Source organism: Embleya sp. NPDC020886 (assembly GCF_044333915.1).
Taxonomy (GTDB): domain Bacteria; phylum Actinomycetota; class Actinomycetes; order Streptomycetales; family Streptomycetaceae; genus Embleya.
In genome coordinates, this window is sequence record NZ_JBIRRX010000022.1 from 107,677 (window position 1) to 128,556 (window position 20,880).

The window sequence follows — 20,880 nt, forward strand, 5'->3', positions numbered from 1 at the left end:
ATGACGAATCCCTTCGACGACACCGAGGCGAGGTTCCTGGTGCTGGTCAACGAGGAGGGACAACACTCGCTGTGGCCGGTCTTCGCCGTGCCGCCGGTCGGGTGGACGGTCGCCTTCGGCGAGGCGAGCCGCGGGGAATGCCTCGACTACATCGAACAATCGTGGACGGACATGCGCCCGAAGAGCCTGATCGAGGCCATCGAGGCACGCGCGGCGAACGGCTGAGGCGCGTCCGGTCCCGGGGCCGGACGTTTCCCGCCCGGGGACGCCTCCGCCTCCCCTATCCTCGTCCCGGACCGACGGGGGTGGGGTACGGGTGTCCATGGACGAGGCGAGGCGGCCCGCGGTGCTGCTGGCGGACGACGACGTCGCCATCACCGCACAACTGGGGCCGCTGCTGGAGCGTTCCGGGTTCGACGTACGGATCGTGCACGACGGCGCGGCGGCGCTCGCCGCCGGCAGCGCCGAGCCGATACCGGATCTGATCGTGCTCGACGTGCTCATGCCGTTGCTGGACGGGCGCGAGGTGCTGCGCCGGATCCGGCGCTTGGGAGCCTGGATCCCGGTCATCCTGCTCACCCAGGTCGGCGAGTCGACGGAGCGGGCGATGGCCCTGGAGGAAGGCGCGGACGACTACCTCAACAAGCCTTTCGACCCGTACGAACTCGTGGCCCGGATGCGCGCGTTGTTGCGCCGCTCGGGCCGCGGCCTGCCACCGCTGGCCGGCGCCCGGGTGGTGCGGGCCGGGACGCTTCGGGTGGACCGTACCGCGCGCCGCGCGTGGCTGGGCGATCGCGAGTTGACACTCACCCCGAAGGCCGGCGCGCTGCTCGACTACCTGGTCACCCACCCCGACGAACTGCTCTCCCGGGAGCGGTTGATGGAGGTGCTGTGGGGCTGGGAGTCGGCGAGCACCACCCGGGCGGTGGACAACCGTGTCGCGGAGCTGCGCCGGGTGCTCGGCGACGACTCCGGCGCGCCCCGCTGGATCGAGACGGTCACCGGCGAGGGCTACCGCTTCGTGCCGCGCGTCGAGGCCGCCGAATGAGCCGCCGGCGCCGGATCGGCCTGACGGCGGCGGTGGTCGCGGCCTTCGTCGCCGCGCTGGTGGCCGCCGCCGTGTTCGGCGACGACCGGCGGGTCTACGTGCGCTTCGCCCCGGTCCTGGGCGTGCTCGTGCTCGGTCTGCTCGCGGCCGGCGCGGTCGTGGTGGTGATCGACGTACGCGAACGCATCACCCGAGCCGCAGAGCGGGCCCGGGCCGAGGCGGCGGCCGAGCACCACCGTTTCCTGCGCCGACTCGACCACGAACTGAAGAACCCGTTGACCGCGATGCGCCTGGGCCTGGCCAACCTGGCCGCCGGCGGCGCCGATTCGGACCCGGACGGCCCGCTGGCCGGCGTGGGGGAACAGGTGGCCCGGCTGGCCCGGATCACCGGCGACCTGCGCAAGCTCGCCGACATCGAATCACGCCCGCTGGAACGCGTCGCGGTGGACGTCGCGGTGCTGCTGGACGCCGCCGGCGAGACCGGTCGGGATCTGCCGGGCGGCGCGGACCGGCGGATCAGCGTCTCGGTACCCCGCGTGCCCTGGCCGCTGCCCACCCTCGCCGGCGACCCGGACCTGCTGGAGCTGGCCCTGGAGAACCTGGTCGGCAACGCGGTCAAGTACAGCGACCCGGGCTGCGCGATCGAACTGCGCGCGTTCGCCGAGGACGGCTATGTGCTGGTCGAGGTCGCGGACACCGGACGCGGCATCCGGGCCGACGAACTCCCCACGGTCTGGGAGGAGTTGGTGCGCGGAAGCGACGCACGTGGGACGCCGGGCAGCGGGCTGGGCCTGGCCCTGGTGCAGGCGGTCGTGCATCGCCACGGCGGTCGTACCGAACTGCGCAGCATGCCCGAGTCGGGCACCGTCGTGCGGTTGCGGCTGCCCACCTCGTGACCGTGTCGGTGATGTCGCAGAGCTGGTAGATGCCTGCCACACCGGCGCGACACGCGGTCCCTAGCGTGGAGGGCACAGGCCGAAGCGGCCTGGCGAAACTGGGGGAGAGACTCGAAATGCGTATCCGTACCGTACTGCCCGCGATCCTGATCACCGCGACCGTCGCGATCGGCACCACCGCCTGCGAGGCCGGCGTCGAGAAGAAGAGCAGCTCCTCGGCGCCTTCGGCCGCCCCGACCGCCCCCGGGAGTGGGACGGACGCACCGGTGCCGGCCGCCGCGAGCGGGCCGCCGTCGACCTCGGCCACCGGCGCGCCCAAGACGGGCAAGGCCACGACGCCGCAGACCACGCCGGCGGCGCCGAACACGCACCGCGACGCGCTGGTCATCTCCGGGACCGGCGCCCAGCCGACCGCCGACTGCACCGGCAAGGACGTGCGGATCGAGGGCAACGAGATCAACGTCACCCTGACCGGCTTCTGCCGCGAGATGACGATCTCGGGTGCCGACCACACCGTCGAGGTGGCGTGGGCCGACAAGATCACCGTGACCGGCTCGAACCACCTGCTGATGTACGGCGTCAAGGCCGACGGCAGCAAGCCCGACATCATCGACAACGGCACCAGCAACAAGATCTTCACCAGGTGAGCCATCCGGACGCCGGGCGCGATGGCGTCGCACACGCGATGCGATCGCGCCCGGCGGCGGACGAGGCCCGCTAGACTCGTCCCTGTTCGTGTTCGGTTCGGATCGAGACATACGAGGAGGTGGGGTTGATGACCGCGCGCAAGGCCACTGCCGTGTGCAGTGCCCGAATCACCCTCACGTCCCGGGCCGTGGCCTGACCTCGTTGTGATTCCCGCCCTCGCCTGCGCGTGAGCTCGCAGGGCGGCCGCCGATCCGAACCCATCGAAACGGACGACCATCCATCATGAGCGACACCCGGTTCACGCGCGTCGAGACCGACGCCGACATTCCGACCGTGCACACCATCCACGCCCGCGCCTTCGAGACGCCCGCCGAGGCCGATCTCGTCGACGCGTTGCGCGCGGACCCGTCCTGGATCCCGGGCCTGTCCATCGTCGCCACCGACGCGAACGACCGGCCCATCGGGCACGCGTTGCTGACGCGTTGTCACATCGAGGATGTGCCTGCCCTGGCCCTGGCACCCGTCGCGGTGCTGCCCGAGTACCAGGGCACCGGCGTCGGCTCGGCCGCCGTTCGGGCCGCCCTGCGGGCGGCCGAGGACCTGGGCGAGCACCACGTCGTCGTCCTGGGGCACCCGGCGTACTACCCGAGGTTCGGTTTCACCCGCGCCTCGGCCCACGGCATCGGCCTCACCATCGAGGTCCCGGACGAGTCCCTGATGGCCCTCGCCTTCGACGCCGACCACCCGCTGCCCGGCGGCACCGTGCACTACGCGGCCCCCTTCGGCATCTGACCCACGGCAGGACGGGGGAGCCGGCGCGGTTTGCCCGCGCCCGGTAATACGTATTCCCGCGGCCTCGCCTCACCGCCACTTCGTGGTCGGGAGGCGGGGCCTTTTCCCGGGCCGATTCCCCGCCGCGGACTTGTCGGGTGTGCCGTGGTCGATGATGCCTTGGCTCGATATTCAAGGCATGGCTTGATTTCCGTGGGATCTGCGAGGGTCCACCGATTCCCCAGGCGCCGAGGCTTGCGTCGGACAGGCGAGGAAACGTTCCTGCGTCACCGCTTCGCTGATCGATTGGTTGTGGTCGTGCACGATTATGATCGAGATCGGATCATCCGGTCAAGCGTGTGAGCAGGTGTGATTCCACACGGTCATCCTCGAATCACGGATGGCTAGCATAGGTCTAGACCGGTGGCGACAGAACCGAAAGGCTCCGCTGTGTGCGCATTCCGGCGAGGTTCCGTTTACGAACGGTTCATTCTCGGATCGAGGTCCGCAGCGCCGAGTCGATGTTCCGCGCGCAATCGTGGGCGAGGCGGCAGTACCTGCAGGCGATAAACCATTCGACCTGCCTCGGGTGATGGTGCAATACGTGTCGGCCGAAAGTCCAAAAGATGTACGGCCGATATCGAATGCCTCCCCGGTATGACCGAACGCCGACGGCGAAGCCCTTCCCGGCCCCGGAGTCCGCCGCGCCACGACCCCCGGTTGTTCCACGGCACCACGACCAACGCTCCGCCGAAAGGAACCACCCCGATGACACCCACTCGCACCACCCGCCTTCGGTCCCGCCCGCGCCGCCGCCGTCCGGCGGCCCTGGTCGCCGCCCTGGTCTGCGTCGCCACGGCCTGGAGCGCGTCGCCCGCCGCCACGGCCGCGCCGACGCCGACCACCGGGTTGGCCGCGGCGGCCACCGCTCCCGTCGCCGGCCCGGTGAGCCCGGCCCTGATCACCACCACCGCCCGGCCCGGCAACCGGGTCGCGCTCACCTTCGACGACGGGCCGAGTCCGCAATTCACCCCTCAATTGCTGCAGGTGCTCAAGAAGCACCAGGTCAAGGCGGTGTTCTGCGTCGTCGGCGAGCAGGTCGAATGGCAGGAGGCGACGGTCCGCGCGATCGTCGCCGACGGCCACACCCTGTGCAACCACACCTACCGTCATCGCGACCTGACCACCGTTTCCCCGGCGGACATCGACGCGGACATCCAGCAGACCAACGCCCGGATCCGGACCGCCGTTCCGGGCGTCGAGATCCCCTACTTCCGTGCGCCGTACGGCAATTGGGGCCAGTCGCCCGCCGTCGCCGCGAACCTGGGCCTGCGCCCGCTGAGTTGGACGCTGATGCCCGGCGACTGGGAACTGCCCGGCGTGGACGTGCTCCTGCAACGCCTCCGCGACGGCATCACCCCGACCGGCGTGGTCACCCTGCACGACGCGGGCGGCGACCGCCAACAGACGGTGGACGCGGTGGACCGCCTGATCACCGAGTACCACGCCAAGGGCTGGAGCTTCGACCTCCCGGCCCGCTGAGCCCCGCCGCCGCGTCGGACCGGGTCGGCCGGTCGATGACGAAGTCGCCCGAACGGCAACCCGGTTCGGCGCGGCGGCAGCCCCGATCCGCCTCCCCTCATCCGCCGGCCGGCGCCTTGATCCGGCTCGACACCAGCGCGGCCACCAAGGCAAGCAACGCGGTCAGCCCGAAGGTCACGCCCAGCGCGGTTCCCATCCCCGCGCCGCGGTCGTGCGTCAGGGCGAGCGCGCCACCACCGAGGCCGCTGAGCACGGCGACGGCGAAGGTCTGGGACAACTGGAGCGCCGCGCCGGTACGGCCCTGTTCCTCGGGCGGCGCCTGGGCGAGGACCGCCGCGGAGGCGGCGTTGTACGCGATGCCCATCCCGAGTCCGCCGATCGCCCAGCCCGCCACCGCCACCGACGGGGGCACGGCGTCGATCAGTACGGCGCCGGCCAGGATCGCGATGCCGAGGAACAACACGGCGCTGCCGAGCGCACCGTGCGTCGGGCGAAGCCGCGCGCCGTGGCGATCGTCCCAGCGTGCCTGGAGCGCGGAGCCCGCCACCCAGGTCAGCGCGCCCGCCGAGAGTCCCAGTCCCGCCTCGACGGTGCTCAACCCGCGCAGCTCGGTCAGCCCCAGCGGCAGGAAGGTGTCCGCGCCGAAGTAGGCCCCCGCGAGCAGCCAGCGCATCGCGACCCCGGCCGGCAGCCCGCGTCGGGCACGGGTGGTGCCGGCGGGGGTCAGGGCCGCATAGGCGAGCACGGCGACGACCGCGCCGACCGACGCGAGCAGCACCATCGACACCGCCGACCCGAACTCGAACGCCACGATCATCAACCCGGTCCCCAGCGCGAGCACGAGACTCGACACCGGATCCGGAAGCCGCCGCAGGCCCCTCGCACCCGAAGCACGGGAGCGGCGCGAAGCACCGGAGCCGCCCGAAGCACCCGAAGCGCCCGAACCGGCGAGTGTACGGAGCGCGGGCAGCGTCAGCAGACCCGCGAGCACGATCGGAATCGGCAACAGCAGGAACAACCAACGCCACGACAGTCGATCGGCGAGGGTGCCCGCCACGACCGGCCCGATCAGCGCCGGCAGCGTCCACGCCGACGAGGTGAGCGCGACCATGCGGGCTTGCAGATGTGCCGGATAGGCCCGACCGATCACCAGATACGCCAACCCCATGATCGCCCCGACGCCCAGCCCCTGGACGAACCGCCCGGCCACGAACACCCACCACGTGGGCGCCACGCCGGCGAGCACACACCCCGCCGCCAACAACCCCAGGGCCACCGCGAGTGGTCGACGCGGCCCGATCCGGTCACCGGCCGTACCGGCCGCGACCGCGCCCAGGATGCTCGCGAGCATCAGCGCGGACAGACCCCAGCCGTACGATTCCAGCCCGCCGAGCCGCCGTGCGATGCGCGGCATGATCGCGACGACGCCCATGGCCTCGAACGCCACGAGCCCCACCGAGATCAACAGTCCCGCCGAGAGCGCCCGATGCCCGTGGTCCCACACCCCCGCACGGTCGGTCGCATCGGCGCCGTCCACCGGCCCGACGGCATCGGCGGATGCCGGCGCGGCGGTATCGGTTCCCGACGGGGCGGGCGGAGCGCCCATCGGATCCGGCCGAGGCGTGCCGTCGGCCTTCGTCGCGTCGACGGTCGGTTCGAGTTCGCGCTGCCGTTCGGCTGGCAAGGTCGGCTCCCAGGTCTTCGTCGTTTTATGTTCCGTTCCGGAACGGAACGATATTAGACCCGATCTATACTCGTGACCATGACCGGCTCCGATACGCGACTGATCCCCACCGGTCGGGGCCGTCCCCGCGACCACCGCATCGACGAGGCGGTGCTGGCCGCGACCATGCGACTGCTCGAGGAAGGCGGCTACGCCGACTTCACGATGGAGGCCGTCGCCGCACGCGCCGGCACCACCAAACCGGCCATCCGCCGCCGCTGGGCGTCACGTCGCCACCTCGTCGTCGACGCCCTCGTGGCCGCCATGGGCGAAGCCCCCACCCCGGACACCGGCTGCACCCACTGCGACCTCATCGCCGGCATCGCCACGCTCACCACCGCGTTCGCGGGCCCCGGCACCCGTCGGGTGTGGCCCGCCCTGGTCGCCGACATCGCCGCCGACCCGGCCCTGGCCGAGACCTTCTTCACCCGCCTGTTCGAGCCCCGCCGCGCCGCCACCGCCGCCGCGCTGCGCCGCGGCATCGACCGCGGCGACATCCGCGCCGACACCGACCTCGACCTGCTCCTCGACCTCCTGGCCTCGACCACCTACTATCGAGCGCTCTTCGGCCACCTCCCGATCACCGACAGCCTCGCCGAGGACATCGTGATGATCGTCATGTCCGGAGTGGCCACGCCCGCCTGGCGGGCGCAGCACGAACGCCCGCACCGCCACCCCTGAACACCCGCCACCGCCAAGGGGGAGTTCGCGTCCGCCACCGCCGGGTCGTCCGGCTACTTGCGGCCGACCCCCGCGTACATCCACTGGCGGTCCGCGTGCGGACGCGGCAGGCGGTCGGCCCGCCAGGAGGCGACCGGGACCACCCCGGGGTTCACCAGGCTCAACCCCGTGAACAGCGCGCATACCTCCGGGAGGGGGCGCGGGAACAGCGGGGCGGCCGAATGCCGATACGTCTCGGCGGTGGCCCGGGCCGCCTCCGGACGCAGATCGGCGGCCAGGTGCGAGAGCAGCAGCGCGCTCCCGGGCACCATGGCCGCCATCAACTCGCCCACCACGGACCGCGGATCGTCCGCGTCCGACAGATAGTGCAGGACCGCGGCCAGCACCACCGCCACCGGCCGGCGAAAGTCCAACCCGGACCGACCGCCCGCCCGCTGCAACAGCGCGCCGGGATCACGAAGATCGGCCTCCACCACGCGCACCCGCCCGGGCCGCGTGGATAACGCGCGGGCGTGCGCGAGCACCAGCGGATCGTTGTCGACGTACACCGCCCGCGCCTCCTCGGTCGCGAGCACCGCGCACTCGTAGGTGTCGCCGGCGGCCGGCAGCCCCACCCCGATGTCGAGGAACTGACGGATCCCACACCCGGCCGCGAACGACACCGCGCGGCGCAGGAACGCCCGATTTGCGAACGCCATCTGCCGGACCTCCGGCGCCAGGGCGAGCACGTCCGCCGCGGCGGCGCGGTCGATCGGGAGATTGTTCTTGCCGTTGAGGTAGTGGTCGTACATCCGCGCGGGATGCGGCAGATCGGTCCGCAACGCGGAAAACCGGGACCGGGGCGCCGGCGCCGGCGGAGTCGCCTCCGTCGGCACCGGCGCCCTGGCCGCAGGCACCCACGCCGGCGGTCGCACGCTCGGTCCCCGTACGTCCGGCCCCCGTGTGCCTGACGTCCGCGTCTCCGATGTCCGTACGACCGCCGCTCGCGCGTCCGCCGGGCAGCCGCCGTGAGGACTGCCACCCGGTGTCTGGTCAGGCATCACAATCATCGGCCTTCCCGACTGTCGACGCGCGAAATCGCGGGTCGCGGGCCGCCCGAATCGGGCGAGGCGGGGATACCCGCCGGGCGGTCCCGCAGCTTCCTCCGCACTGCCCCGGGAGGTCAGTGGCGGAGGAAATCCGTGACGACGGCGTCGAATTGCTCGCGTTCCTCAACGAAGGGCACATGCCCGCTCGCAGAGAACCTCGCCACCCGTGCGTCGGGCAAAACCCCGGCCAGCCATCCCGCCAGGTCTCCGGGGAAGATCCGACTGCGCTCACCGTAGACGAGCAGGGTCGGCACCTTCACCTCGGGCAGCACGGACCGCCAATCGGAATGCGCCATGTCCATCCACACCTCCAACGCGGAGGAGGTGTGCGTCTGGGTGGTCTCCGCATACGCCGCGTCCACCGCCTCCGCCGCCGGCGATTCGGCGAAGCACGCCTGGATGAACGGCTTGATCGCCAGCGGCCGGGCGTATCGGACCGTCTGCGCGAACACCGCCAGATCCGCGGCCGAATAGCCACCCTGCAACGCGAACTCCCAGCCCGGAGCGTCCATGAAGCGCGGCGACTGATCGACGAACACCACGCCGCGCAGTCCGTCGCAGCCGAACTGCCGGATATAGGACAGGATCACCGAGGTGCCCATGGACCAGCCCACCAGCGTCGACTCGGACAGATCCAACGCCCGCATCAACTCCCGCACATCACGGGCATATTGCGCCAACGAGTGCCCCTCGGGCGTCTTCCCCGACCGCCCGTGCCCGCGAAAGTCGACGGCGATCACCCGGTGCTCCGCCGCCAGGGCGGCGATATTGCCCGCCCAGAAGGTGCCGTTCATGGTCCAGCCGTGCAGCAACACCACCGGCCGGCCCGCGCCGTACTCCTCGTAGTACAGCGGAACGGCGTCGGACAACTCCAGATAGGGCACCGTCTCTCCTTCACTCTCGGCCGCCGAGTCGCCGACCCGCGCCACCGCAGTCTGGGCGAGCGCGCACCACTTCCACCAGAGCGCCGAGGGGGGTTGCAGCAACGTTGCAGATTCCGCTTACCCGGCCGGCCCGGGCAACCTCACCCGGCGCCGGCATGATGGCCACATGGCGTTACGACCGAAGGTGCGCGATCGAGCCCTGGGCGGTGGATCGGCGCGGGGCGTACGAGACCCGATCCGGGCCTCCTGGTCGCGCGCGCGCCGACACGGCCTGCCGCCGGACGCCTATCTCCCGCCGGTCACCCTCGACGACGACGAACTGGCCCGGTATCGCCAGGAACACCCGCTGCGCCCGATCTGGCCGCTGCTGCGCCGCTCGCTGGGCGGCCTCACCGCCGACCCCGGCCGACTGCTGTTCCTCAGCGACGCGCGAGGGCACCTGCTGTGGGTCCAGGGCGACAGCGCCACCCTGCGCTCGGCCGAGCGCGTACACCTTCTGCCCGGGGCGCTGTGGAGCGAGGACGCGGCGGGCACGAGTGGAGTCGGCACCACGCTCGCGACCGGCCGGCCGTTCCAGGTGTTCGGCGCGGAGCACTTCCTGTCCGCGGCCACCGCTTACACCTGCACCGCCACGCCCATCCACGACCCGGCCAGTGGCGAACTCCTCGGCACCCTCGACTTCACCTGCCCCGAACAGCACTGGCAACCACTGGCGATACCCCTCCTGGACACCGCCCGCCGACTGGCCCAGGCCGAACTGGAGTCCATCCGGCTGCGCGAGGAAGTGCGGGTCGGCAGCCGCTACACCGAGCGGATCGCCCGCCGACTCGGCACCCGCAGCGCGATCGCCGACCCCCGGGGCCGCATCGTGCGCTCGGATCCCCCCGGTTGGCTCCCGCAGCACCTGCCCGGACCGCCGACCGAGGGTCGCATGTTGCTCCCCGACGGGCAGCCCGTGCTGGTCGAACGCCTCGCCGCGGGCGGCCTGTTCCTGCTGATCGCCGAGGACGCCGGCGCCGGCGCCCTGACCACCGCCCCGCTGCGGTTCCACGCGCTGGGCCTGCGTCGGGCCCGCCTGGAGATCGCCGGCACCACGCACGAACTCACCCCGCGCCACGCCGAGATCGTCATCACCCTGCTCAGCGAACCGGGCGGGATGACGGCCCGGGCCATCGCCGACGCGGTATACGGCCCCACCGGCCGCCCGGCCACCAGCCGCGCCGAACTCGCCCGACTGCGCTCGATCCTGGGCCACCGCCTGGCCTCCGACCCCTATCGCCTGATCGGCCCCGTCGAAGCCGACTTCCTCGACCTGGACCGGGCGCTGTCCAGCCCCGGCACCCCCATCGACACCCTCCTCGACCGTTATCGGGGCCCGCTCCTGCCCGGCTCCACGGCCCCCCGCATCCTCACCCTGCGCAACACCCTCCACGAACGCCTGCGCCACCGCGTCCTGGCCGCGGCCGACTACGACACCGCCCTGCGGTGGGCGAGGTGAACCCCGGACGCACCGGGGGTGCCTGGCGCAACGCAGGCGCGGGCGATAGGCTTTCCGGCGATGATCACTCTTCCTCGTTTCGAAATGGGGGTCCCGTCCGCGCAAGGTGAGTGCTGATGCTCACTCGGATCGCGAACAGGGATTCCAAACCTTCCTTCTGGCTGCGCGTGCGCGAGTTCGCCGTGCCGCCCTCCATGATCGAGACTGCGACCGCTCGCCGAGATGCCGGCGACTGGGCCGGGGCATGCGCCGCCGCAGGCATCGATATCGACGTACAGCCACGTTCGGTGGCACGCACGCACGGCCGGGACCTCGCGGCCCGACTGCGCGACGACCTGCGGCACTTGGCCCCGGATCTGCTGCGTTGGCACATGCCCAGGGTCGCCCCCGACGGACTGCTGCGACCGGGGCTGACCATCGCCCTGGCCCGGTACGACGTCGAGGACGAGGGCCGGGCCGGCCGAAGTCCGGTGTACCTGGTGGTCAGGACCCCGCCCGCGTGGGCGGACGCCGGTCAGCGGATCAGCCTCGCACTGTGGGACGGATCGCCCGACCGGGCCGAGGCCCTGCCTCGCTCCTACCCCCACCCGCATCCCAACCGGCGGTTCCGGCTCGACCTGCACCGCCACCTGTGGGATGCCCGCAGGAGCGCCGAACTGCGGGTCCGCTCCGGAGCCGACTGCCCGCCCACCGAAGGCCGTTGCGCCCCGGGCCGTGACCCGGATCCGGATTCGGACCCGCTCGCCACGCTGCCCTACGCGCACCGCTGCGCCGTGGACCGCTGGGCGGCCGAGGCGCGGATCGTGCTCCGGGCCGAGGGGCGGTCCGCCGGCAGCGTCCGGATACGGCTCGACGGCCGACATCGGCTGTTGCTGGATCCGGCCGCCGACGGCGACGACCTCGGGCCGCGCCCGCTGTGGCTCGGTTCGACGACGGCCGGCGACGCCCCCGGGATGCCGATCCTGCCGGACGCGGCGACCTGGGTGGCGCCGGATCTGGCGCTGCTGCGCGCCGGTTCGATCGACGTCGATCGGCTGCACCCACTGGTCGCCGCGGCACTGGCACCGGAACGGGCGGCGGCCGGCCCGGCGCGCGTCGCGGACCGGGCGGCCCGACCGCACGTGGTGGACTGCCGGGGCGCCCGGCATCGGATCGGTCTGGTCGACGGAGTACTGGCGCCGCTGGACCACGACCCGGCCGAGATCCGCCGCGAGGAACTGCTCGCCGCGCTGACCGGCACGCCGCTGCCGTGCCTACAGGTCATCGACGAGGCGCATCGCCGTCCACACGCCCTCGCCGGCGTCCGCGAACGCCTGGACCACGGCGACACCGCCGGGGCCCTGGCCATCGTCGAGGGCCTGCTGGGTCGCGACGCGGTGCTGCGCAGCGGCCCGCTGCGCGACGAACTCGAATCGGCCGCGCTGCGCCGGGTCACCTACGGACTCTTCAGGGCCGGCCTGATGGACGCCGGAGCCCGCCGGGTCCCGGTGAACCATCGCCACTCGCGCGGCCACCGCACCTGTCCGTGCCATTCGAAGCCGCGTTGACCCGAGACCTCGACGCGCACACCCGTACTCCCCACATACCTCGCAGGACGACCGCCGCCCACCCCGGGACGTCGGTCCGCGGCCGCGCGTGCGCTGTCGCGATCCCGGCTGCCCGCACCCGAACCCGAAGGTGATCCCACGCATGTCCACATACACCCCGTACCGCCCGCCCGCCCCGAACACCCGCCCCACCGAAGCCGGTACACCCCGTCCCACGCCCGGCCCGCCCCCCATCGCCCCCCAACTCGACGTCGCCGCCCGCCTGTCGGCCCTCCTGCGCGAGGCCGACACCGAACCGCGTCCGGACACCCAACTGGAGGCCCTGACCCTGGCCGTGGCCGCCGACCTGCCCGTGCTCCTGTGGGGCGAGCCGGGCATCGGCAAGACCGCGGCGCTGACCCAACTCGCCGCGTCCCTGGACCTGCCGCTGACCACGGTGATCGCGAGCGTGCACGAGCCGTCCGACTTCTCGGGGTTGCCCATCGTCGGCGACGACCCCGCCGAGCAGGGTGTGCCGATGGCCCCGCCGGACTGGGCGGTGCGCCTGGTACGGGCCGGTCGAGGGCTGCTGTTCCTGGACGAACTGTCCACCGCGACACCCGCCGTACAGGCCGCCCTGCTCCGCCTGGTCCTGGAACGGCGGATCGGCGCCCTGCAGTTGCCGCCCGGGGTGCGGATCGTGGCGGCCGCCAATCCGCGCTCCTCGGCGGCCGACGGTTGGGAACTGAGCCCACCGCTGGCCAATCGATTCGTACACCTGCAGTGGACGCACGATCACGACGTCGTGGTCCGCGGGCTCGGCGGCACCTGGCCGCTGGCGACCCTGCCGCACCTGGACCCGACCGACCTGCCGGCGGCGGTGGCCTTCGCCCGCCGGGCCGTGTGCGGGCTGCTCGCCGCGCGTCCCACGCTCGTGCACCGGCTGCCGACCGGCGAGTCCCGCCGGGGCGGGGCCTGGCCGTCGCCGCGCAGTTGGGAGATGGCGTTGTGCCTGATCGCCTTCGCGACCGCGGCCGGCTCCTCCCGCGAGGTGCTCTCCATGCTGGTCCGGGGCACGGTGGGGGATGGTCCCGGGCTGGAGTTGCTGGCCGGCCTGGACCGGATGGACCTTCCGGATCCCGAGGACCTGCTCGCCGACCCGGCCGGCGCCGTGCTTCCCGAGCGCGGAGATCTGCGCCAAGCGGTGCTCGACGGGGTGGTGGACGCGGTTCGCAACCGGCCGGAGAAGGCCCGGTGGGACGCGGCCTGGTCGCTCCTGGTCCGGGCGATGGAGACCGGCGCCCCGGACCTGGTGGTCGTCCCGGCGACCACGCTCGCGTCGCTGCGTCACCAGGACTGGGAGGTCCCGGCCTCGATCGAGCGGCTCGCCGGCGTGGTGTCCCTTTCCCGGCGAGCGGACCGCACGGCCGCCCGGACGGGGGCGCACGAGGCGAAGGCGGCCCGATGACCGCAGACGCACCGGCGACGGCGAACACCGCGAACGCACCGGTGGTACGCCCGCGCCGACCGCTGGACCTCGACAAGCTCTTCGCCGCCCGGCTGTACGCGGCCCGGGCCCGCCCCTACCTGGCGACCGCCCTGTTCGCGCTGCACACCGTCGAGTCGCGGAGCGTACCGACGATGGCGGTCGACCGGCACTGGCGGTGCTATGTGTCGCCGGGGTTCGTGGACCGCACGCCGGAGGAGGAACTGGCCGCGGTCTGGGTGCACGAGGTGTCGCATCTGCTGCGCGACCACCACGGGCGCAGCGACCGGTTCGCCCGTGAGCACGACGCGGCCGGCCCGGGGGAGCGGTTGCGGATGAACATCGCCGCGGACTGCGAGATCAACGACGACGCCTTCGGCGACGGGCTGGTCCGACCCGAGGGCGCCGTCGTGCCGGAGATGCTGAGTCTGCGCGACGGCGAACCGATGGAGGACTATCTGCGCCAATTTCGGCTCGGGCCGTGTACCCAGGACCTGGCCTGGCTGGACTGCGGCAGTGGTGCCGACGGGCTGGAACGCGAATGGGAATGGGGGCCGGACGGCGCGCACGGCCTCAGTGTCCAGGAGCGCGACGCCGTGCGGTTCCGGGTGGCCGAGGGCATCACCGCCCGTCCGGGGAGCGTGCCCATGGGGTGGCGGCGCTGGGCGGAGGAGGCGTTCCATCCGCCGCAGCCGTGGCGGGAGTTGTTGGGCGGGGCGGTGCGCTCGGCGACCTCCGGGGCCGGTGCGGGCGACGACTACACCTACGGACGGCCGTCCCGACGCTCGGTCGGCCTGCCCGGCGTCGTGCTGCCCAGCCTGCGGCGCAAACCGCCTCGGGTCACCGTGATCATCGACACCTCCGGGTCGGTCAGCGACGCCGAACTGGGCAGCGCGCTCCTGGAGGTCGCCGCGATCTGCCGGGCCGTGGGCGGGCGTCGCGACCTGATCACGGTGGTGCCCTGCGATGCGGCCGCCACGATCGCGCATACGCTGTGCCGCGACGAGGGCATCCCGCTGGTGGGCGGCGGGGGCACGGATCTGCGCACCGGCTTCGCCAAGGCGCTGCGCGCGCAGCCCCGACCGGACGTGGTCGTGGTGCTGACCGACGGCCAGACCAGCTGGCCGAGCTCGCGACCGTCGTGCCGCACGGTGGTCGGCCTGTTTCCCCGGCAGGTGCCCCGGTCGTGGATCGAGAACGATCCCGACTATGTGCCGGACACGCCCCCCGAGTGGGCCAGGGTGGTGGTGATCGACCAGGCGTCCGCCGCCCGGTGAGTTTCCGGGCCTCACCGGGGTGAACAGCAAGGGTGCCGAGTCCGGTTGTCGCAGACCATGCCCGAAAGGGCGGCTGTGCGGTGTGGCTCGGGTCGCTTTTTGTGGGAAACCTACAACGCATCGGCGCCGGCGTGCTCGATCCAGGACATGGGTGTACTCGTCGGTAACCAAGCAGGGTATAGATAGGTGCAGGCGACGCTCCGGTTCCCGGGCGTCGCCTTCTGCACGTGGGTACTTGGGAGGCTCAGCCGGTGTTCAGTCGTGTCGCGATCGTCAACCGTGGAGAGGCCGCAATGCGGCTCATCCACGCCGTCCGGGATCTTTCGGCGGAAACCGGGACGAGAGTGGAGACGGTCGCCCTCTTCACCGACTCCGACCGCGACGCGACCTTCGTCCGGGAGGCCGACCTCGCCTACCCGCTCGGCCCCGCCTCGGCCCGCCCCTACCTCGACCACGCCGTCCTGGAGCGCGCGCTCCTGGAGACCGGCGCCGACGCCGCCTGGGTCGGTTGGGGCTTCGTCGCCGAGGACCCGGCGTTCGCCGAACTGTGCGAGCGCATCGGCGTCACCTTCGTCGGGCCCAGCGCCGAGGCGATGCGCAGGCTCGGCGACAAGATCGGCGCCAAGCTGCTCGCCGAGGAGGTCGGCGTCCCGGTCGCGCCGTGGAGCCGCGGTGCGGTCGCCACCCTGGAGGACGCGCTGCGCGCCGGCGACGAGATCGGCTACCCGCTGATGCTCAAGGCCACCGCGGGCGGCGGCGGGCGCGGAATCCGGATGGTCGCCTCGGCCGCGGACCTGACCGACGCCTACCTGCGCACCAGCCAGGAGGCGCTACGCGCGTTCGGCTCCGGCGTGCTCTTCCTGGAGCGCCTGGTCACCGGCGCCCGACACGTCGAGGTCCAGGTGATCGCCGACGGCCAGGGCACCGCGTGGGCACTGGGCGTCCGCGACTGCTCGGTACAGCGGCGCAACCAGAAGATCATCGAGGAGTCCGCCTCGCCGGTCCTGGACCCGGAACAGACCGCACAGCTCAAGGCGTCCGCCGAGCGGCTCGCCGTCGCCGTCGACTACCGCGGCGCGGCCACCGTCGAGTTCCTCTACCACCCCGGCGAGAAGTTGTTCGCCTTCCTGGAGGTCAACACCCGACTCCAGGTCGAGCACCCGATCACCGAGATCACCACCGGCACCGACCTGGTCCGCCTGCAACTGCACGTGGCCGGCGGCGGCAGGCTGACCGGCCCGCAGCCGGCCGAACTCGGCCACGCCGTCGAGGCCCGGCTCAACGCCGAGGACCCGGACCGCGACTTCGCCCCCTCGCCCGGCCGCATCACGCGCCTGGCGCTGCCCGCCGGCCCCGGCATCCGGGTGGACACCGGGGTCAGCGAGGGCGACCGGATCCCGGCCGACTTCGACTCGATGATCGCCAAGATCATCGCCTACGGCCGCGACCGCGACCAGGCCCTGGCCCGGCTGCGCCGGGCGATGGCCGAGACCACCGTGATCATCGAGGGCGGCGCGACCAACAAGAGCTTCGTGCTCGACCTGCTCGACCAGCCCGAGGTGATCGACGCGAGCGCCGACACCGGCTGGATCGACCGGGTCCGCGCCGAGGGCCGGCTGGTCACCCACCGGCACTCCGCGATCGCGCTGGCCGCGGCCGCGATCGAGGCATACCAGGACGAGGAGGAGATCAGCCGGCAGCGGTTGATCTCCACCGCGCACGGCGGCCGCCCGCAGGTGCAGCACGAGAGCGGCCGGCCGCTGGATCTCAAGCTCCGCGGGGTCGGCTACCGGGTGAGCGTGGCCCGGGTGGGCGACCGGCGATTCCGCGTCGCGATCTTCGGCGGCGGCGGTGCCGCGCACCCGGCCGACGTCGAGGTCGAGCGGTTCGACACGCACAGCGGCCGGATCGTGGTCAACGGACACCGCTTCCGGCTGGTCTCGGCCACGCACGGCCCGACCCACCTGGTCGAGGTCGACGGGGTCACCCACCGGATCAGCCGCGACGAGGGCGGCGTCGTCCGCTCTCCCGCACCCGCGCTGGTGGTCGCGACGCCGATCTCGGTCGGCGACGAGGTCGCCTCGGGCGCGCCGATCCTGGTGCTGGAGAGCATGAAGATGGAGACGGTGCTGCGCGCGCCGTTCCGCGCCCGGGTCCGCGAATGCCCGGTGTCGGTGGGCAGCCAGGTCGAGACCGGCGCACCGCTGATGCGGCTTGAGCCGCTCGCCGAGGAAGGCAGCGAGGGCGCCGCCGAGGAAGGCCCGGGCGCCGGCGAGAGCATCGAGGTCGACCTGCCCACCGAGGCGATCCCCGCCTCCGCCGCCGAGCGGGTCGACCGCGGCCTGCAGGACCTGCGCAGCCTGCTCCTGGGCTTCGACGTCGACCCGCAGGACCACAAGCGGGTGTTGTCCGAGTACCTGGCCGCCCGGGCCGACCTCGGCGGCCGGCCGCTGCCGGGCGAGGTGGACCTGCTCAAGGTCTTCGCCGACCTGTCGGAGCTGAGCCGCAACAAGCCGGGCGGCGAACTCGACGTCGAACCGGACAGCCCGGTGCACAGCCCCCGCGAGTACTTCCACAGCTACCTGCGCTGCCTGGACCCCGAACGCGCCGGTCTCACCGAGGCGTTCCGGATCAAGCTGGAGCGGGCGCTGGGCCACTACGGGATCACCGACCTGGACCGCACGCCCGAGCTGGAAGCCGCGATCTTCCGGATCTTCCTGGCCCAGCAGCGGATGTCGACCGACGTCGCGCTGGTGTCCGAACTGCTGCGCCAGTGGCTGGCCGGCGCACCCCCGGTGGAATCGCTCAGCGAACGCGCCGGACTCACCCTGGAACACCTGATCGAGGCCACCCAGGTGCGCTTCCCCGCGGTGTCGGACCTGGCCCGCGGCGTGGTCTTCCGCTGGTTCGCCCAGCCGCTGCTGCGCCGCAACCGGGCCAAGGTCTACGCCGGCGTCCGCAACGAACTGCGGCACCTGGACCAGCACCCGGACGCGCCGGACCGGGCGGAGCGCATCCAGACCATGGTGGCCGGTTCCGAGCCACTGGTCCGGCTGATCGGCCAGCGGATCGGCCGGCCCGGCCGCGACCACGCGCCGCTCCTGGAGGTGTTGACCCGCCGCTACTACGGCAATCGCGGGCTCGCCGAGGTCACCGTGCGCGAGCAGGCGGGTTGCCGGTTCGTCACCGCCCAGCACAGCGGCGCGGCCGGCCCGACCCTGGTGGTCACCACCGCCGTCGACATCGCCGCCCTGCCCGACGCGATCGGCGCGGTCAACGCGTTCGCCGCCGACGTGGCCGAACACGCCCTGGTGGCCGACCTCTACCTCACCTGGGAGGACCAGCCGGACGCCGAGGAGATGGCGGTGCGGCTGGGCCGACTGCTGGCCGAGCAACCGCTGCCGGCGGGCGTGCGCCGGATCACCACCACCGTGGCCGGCACCAGCGGCGCGGTGATGCACCACCACTTCACCTTCCGCCCGGACGGGTCCGGCCTCGCCGAGGACCGGCTGATCCGCGGGCTGCACCCGCAGATCGCCCGGCGGCTGCAACTCCAGCGGCTGCGCGAGTTCGACCTCACCCGGCTGCCCTCGGCCGACGAGGAGATCTACCTGTTCAAGGCCGTTGCCAAGAGCAACCCGGCGGACGAGCGGCTGATCGCGATGGGGCAGGTCCGCGACCTGACGCCGCTGCGCGAGACCGACGGCCGACTGGTCGCGCTGCCGGCGGTCGAGGACGCGATCACCGCGGGCCTGGACGCGATTCGCAACATCCAGGCGCAACGGCCGCAGAACAAGCGCTTCGACACCAACCGCATCATGATGTACGTCTGGCCGTCGACCGAACTGACCGCCGACGAACTCAACGCGCTGGTCCAGCGCATCCTGCCGACCACCGCCGGCGCCGGACTCGAAGAGGTCCAGTTCGTGGCCCGCCGGCGCACCGGCAGCGGCGAACTGACCGAGATCGCCGCGACCATCACCCTGGACCCGGGCCACGGCGCGAGCCTGCACGTCGGCGAACCGTCGACCGAATTGGTACGCCCGCTGGACGGCTACCGGCAGAAGGTGCTGCGCGCGGCCCGCCGCGGCAACGTCTACCCGTACGAACTGACCGGCATGCTCACCGGCGGGCACGGCACCTTCGTCGAGCACGACCTCGACGAGGCCGGCGCGCTGGTACCGGTGGACCGGGCCAAGGGGCGCAACACCGCGGCGATCGTGACCGGTGTCGTCGCCACCCCCACCGAGCGCCACCCCGAGGGCGTCACCCGCGTCCTGCTGCTCGGCGACCCGACCAAGTCGCTCGGCGCGTTGTCCGAGCCGGAGTGCCGCCGGGTGATCGCCGCGCTCGACCTGGCCGAGCGCCTGCGGGTGCCGGTGGAGTGGTTCGCGCTGTCCTCCGGCGCGCGGATCTCGATGACCTCGGGCACCGAGAACATGGACTGGGTGGCGGCGGCGCTCAAGCGCATCGTCACGTTCACCCAGGACGGCGGCGAGATCAACATCGTGGTCGCCGGGATCACCGTGGGCGCCCAGCCGTACTGGAACGCCGAGGCGACCATGCTGATGCACACCAAGGGCATCCTGGTGATGACGCCGGACTCGGCGATGGTGCTCACCGGCAAGCAGGCCCTGGACTTCTCCGGGGGTGTCTCGGCCGAGGACAACTTCGGCATCGGCGGCTACGACCGGGTGATGGGGCCCAACGGCCAGGCCCAGTACTGGGCGCCCGACCTCCCGGCCGCGCGCGACGTGTTGATGGCGCACTACGACCACACCTACGTCGCACCCGGCGAGGACGCGCCGCGCAAGGCGGACACGAGCGACCCGATCGACCGTGACGTCTGCGACTTCCCGCACGCGGCCGTCGACAGCGACTTCACCACCGTGGGTCGGATCTTCTCGGCGGAGCACAACCCGGATCGCAAGAAGCCGTTCGACATCCGCACCGTGATGCGCGCGCTGTCCGACCAGGACCACCCGGTGCTGGAGCGCTGGGCGGGGATGGCCGACGCGGACACCTCCGCGGTCCAGGACGTGCACATCGGCGGTTGGCCGGTCTGCCTGATCGGCATCGAATCCCGCGCGGTACCGCGGCGCGGCTTCCCGCCCACCGACGGCCCGGACACCTACACCGCCGGCACCCTGTTCCCGCAGTCGTCGAAGAAGACCGCGCGGGCGATCAACGCGGCCTCGGGCAACCGGCCGCTGGTGGTGCTGGCCAACCTGTCCGGGTTCGACGGCTCGCCCGAGTCGATGCGCAAGCTGCAACTGGAGTACGGCGCCGAAATCGGCCGAGCCGTCGTCAACTTCGACGGCCCGATCGTCTTCTGCGTCATCTCCCGCTACCACGGCGGCGCGTTCGTGGTCTTCTCCAAGGCGCTCAACCCGAACATGACCGTGCTGGCCCTGGAAGGCTCCTTCGCCTCGGTCCTGGGCGGCGCCCCGGCGGCGGCCGTCGTCTTCTCCGGCGAGGTCAACAACCGCACCGCCACCGACCCCAGGGTGACCGACCTGCAGACGCAGATCTCCACCACCGTGGGCGCCGAGCGCGCCGCGTTGAGCGCCCGCCTCGCCGAGGTACAGTCCGCGGTCCGCACCGAGAAGCTCGGCGAGGTGGCCGCCGAGTTCGACGGCGCCCACGACATCCGCCGCGCGGTCGAGGTCGGTTCGGTGGATGCCATCATCGGCGCCGCCGAACTGCGCCCGAGGATCATCGAAGCCATCGAGCGCGGCATGAAACGCTGATCCGTCGCAGCACGTGCCGCGGCCGGGGTGCAGGACGTGGTACCGTCCCGCACCCCGGCCGC

General features: G+C 72.4%; 15 protein-coding genes. 12 read left to right on the forward strand and 3 right to left on the reverse strand.

Annotation, left to right across the window (positions count from 1 at the left end; translation table 11 throughout):
• From ACH4U8_RS42490 to ACH4U8_RS42515, 6 genes are all read left to right on the forward strand, one after another.
• Window positions 1–225, forward strand: coding sequence for an MbtH family protein (locus tag ACH4U8_RS42490; RefSeq protein WP_395783707.1), 225 nt, complete (start codon window positions 1–3; stop codon window positions 223–225).
• Between the two features lie 97 nt (window positions 226–322).
• Entirely contained in the window at window positions 323–1,048 is a 726-nt protein-coding gene (locus ACH4U8_RS42495) for a response regulator transcription factor (RefSeq protein ID WP_395783709.1), read from the forward strand.
• The gene (locus ACH4U8_RS42500) at window positions 1,045–1,944 is read left to right on the forward strand and encodes a sensor histidine kinase (protein WP_395783711.1); all 900 of its coding nucleotides are present in this window, start codon (window positions 1,045–1,047) and stop codon (window positions 1,942–1,944) included. Before ACH4U8_RS42495 ends, ACH4U8_RS42500 begins: the two co-directional genes overlap by 4 nt.
• A gap of 116 nt (window positions 1,945–2,060) precedes the next feature.
• A complete protein-coding gene (locus ACH4U8_RS42505) occupies window positions 2,061–2,591 on the forward strand; it encodes a DUF3060 domain-containing protein (protein WP_395783713.1) in 531 nt (176 codons plus the stop codon).
• 283 nt (window positions 2,592–2,874) lie between these two features.
• Window positions 2,875–3,384, forward strand: coding sequence for a GNAT family N-acetyltransferase (locus ACH4U8_RS42510; protein ID WP_395783715.1), 510 nt, complete (start codon window positions 2,875–2,877; stop codon window positions 3,382–3,384).
• 747 nt (window positions 3,385–4,131) lie between these two features.
• Window positions 4,132–4,905 (forward strand): polysaccharide deacetylase family protein, encoded by a 774-nt coding sequence (locus ACH4U8_RS42515; RefSeq protein WP_395783717.1) that lies wholly within the window; start codon window positions 4,132–4,134, stop codon window positions 4,903–4,905.
• A 97-nt stretch (window positions 4,906–5,002) separates the two neighbouring features.
• Here the strand turns inward: ACH4U8_RS42515 and ACH4U8_RS42520 are convergent, their stop codons facing one another.
• On the reverse strand, window positions 5,003–6,589 hold the full coding sequence (locus tag ACH4U8_RS42520) for an MFS transporter (protein ID WP_395783719.1): 1,587 nt from the start codon (window positions 6,587–6,589) through the stop codon (window positions 5,003–5,005).
• 78 nt (window positions 6,590–6,667) lie between these two features.
• Here ACH4U8_RS42520 and ACH4U8_RS42525 point away from each other — a divergent pair, with 78 nt between their 5' ends.
• A complete protein-coding gene (locus tag ACH4U8_RS42525) occupies window positions 6,668–7,309 on the forward strand; it encodes a TetR/AcrR family transcriptional regulator (protein ID WP_395783721.1) in 642 nt (213 codons plus the stop codon).
• A gap of 53 nt (window positions 7,310–7,362) precedes the next feature.
• On the opposite strand, the gene ACH4U8_RS42530 is transcribed toward ACH4U8_RS42525, so the two are convergent.
• Together ACH4U8_RS42530 and ACH4U8_RS42535 are read right to left on the reverse strand one after the other, a co-directional pair.
• Window positions 7,363–8,130 carry an SAM-dependent methyltransferase gene (locus ACH4U8_RS42530; protein ID WP_360315236.1) on the reverse strand — a complete coding sequence of 256 codons (768 nt, stop codon included), beginning with the start codon at window positions 8,128–8,130 and terminating at the stop codon, window positions 7,363–7,365.
• 341 nt (window positions 8,131–8,471) lie between these two features.
• On the reverse strand, window positions 8,472–9,383 hold the full coding sequence (locus ACH4U8_RS42535) for an alpha/beta fold hydrolase (RefSeq protein WP_395783723.1): 912 nt from the start codon (window positions 9,381–9,383) through the stop codon (window positions 8,472–8,474).
• A 64-nt stretch (window positions 9,384–9,447) separates the two neighbouring features.
• On the opposite strand from ACH4U8_RS42535, the gene ACH4U8_RS42540 reads away from it, so the two are divergent.
• The 5 genes from ACH4U8_RS42540 to ACH4U8_RS42560 all read left to right on the forward strand — a co-directional run bounded on the left by ACH4U8_RS42540 (window position 9,448) and on the right by ACH4U8_RS42560 (window position 20,818).
• On the forward strand, window positions 9,448–10,779 hold the full coding sequence (locus ACH4U8_RS42540) for a GAF domain-containing protein (RefSeq protein ID WP_395783725.1): 1,332 nt from the start codon (window positions 9,448–9,450) through the stop codon (window positions 10,777–10,779).
• A 116-nt stretch (window positions 10,780–10,895) separates the two neighbouring features.
• Entirely contained in the window at window positions 10,896–12,326 is a 1,431-nt protein-coding gene (locus ACH4U8_RS42545) for a hypothetical protein (RefSeq protein WP_395783727.1), read from the forward strand.
• Between the two features lie 142 nt (window positions 12,327–12,468).
• Window positions 12,469–13,773 (forward strand): AAA family ATPase, encoded by a 1,305-nt coding sequence (locus tag ACH4U8_RS42550; RefSeq protein WP_395783729.1) that lies wholly within the window; start codon window positions 12,469–12,471, stop codon window positions 13,771–13,773.
• Entirely contained in the window at window positions 13,770–15,068 is a 1,299-nt protein-coding gene (locus ACH4U8_RS42555; RefSeq protein ID WP_395783731.1) for a VWA-like domain-containing protein, read from the forward strand. The genes ACH4U8_RS42550 and ACH4U8_RS42555 overlap by 4 nt, the downstream gene beginning before the upstream one ends.
• 293 nt (window positions 15,069–15,361) lie before the next feature.
• Window positions 15,362–20,818: a carboxyl transferase domain-containing protein gene (locus ACH4U8_RS42560; RefSeq protein ID WP_395783733.1), complete on the forward strand. Its 5,457-nt coding sequence runs from the start codon at window positions 15,362–15,364 to the stop codon at window positions 20,816–20,818.
• Window positions 20,819–20,880 lie beyond the last annotated feature (62 nt).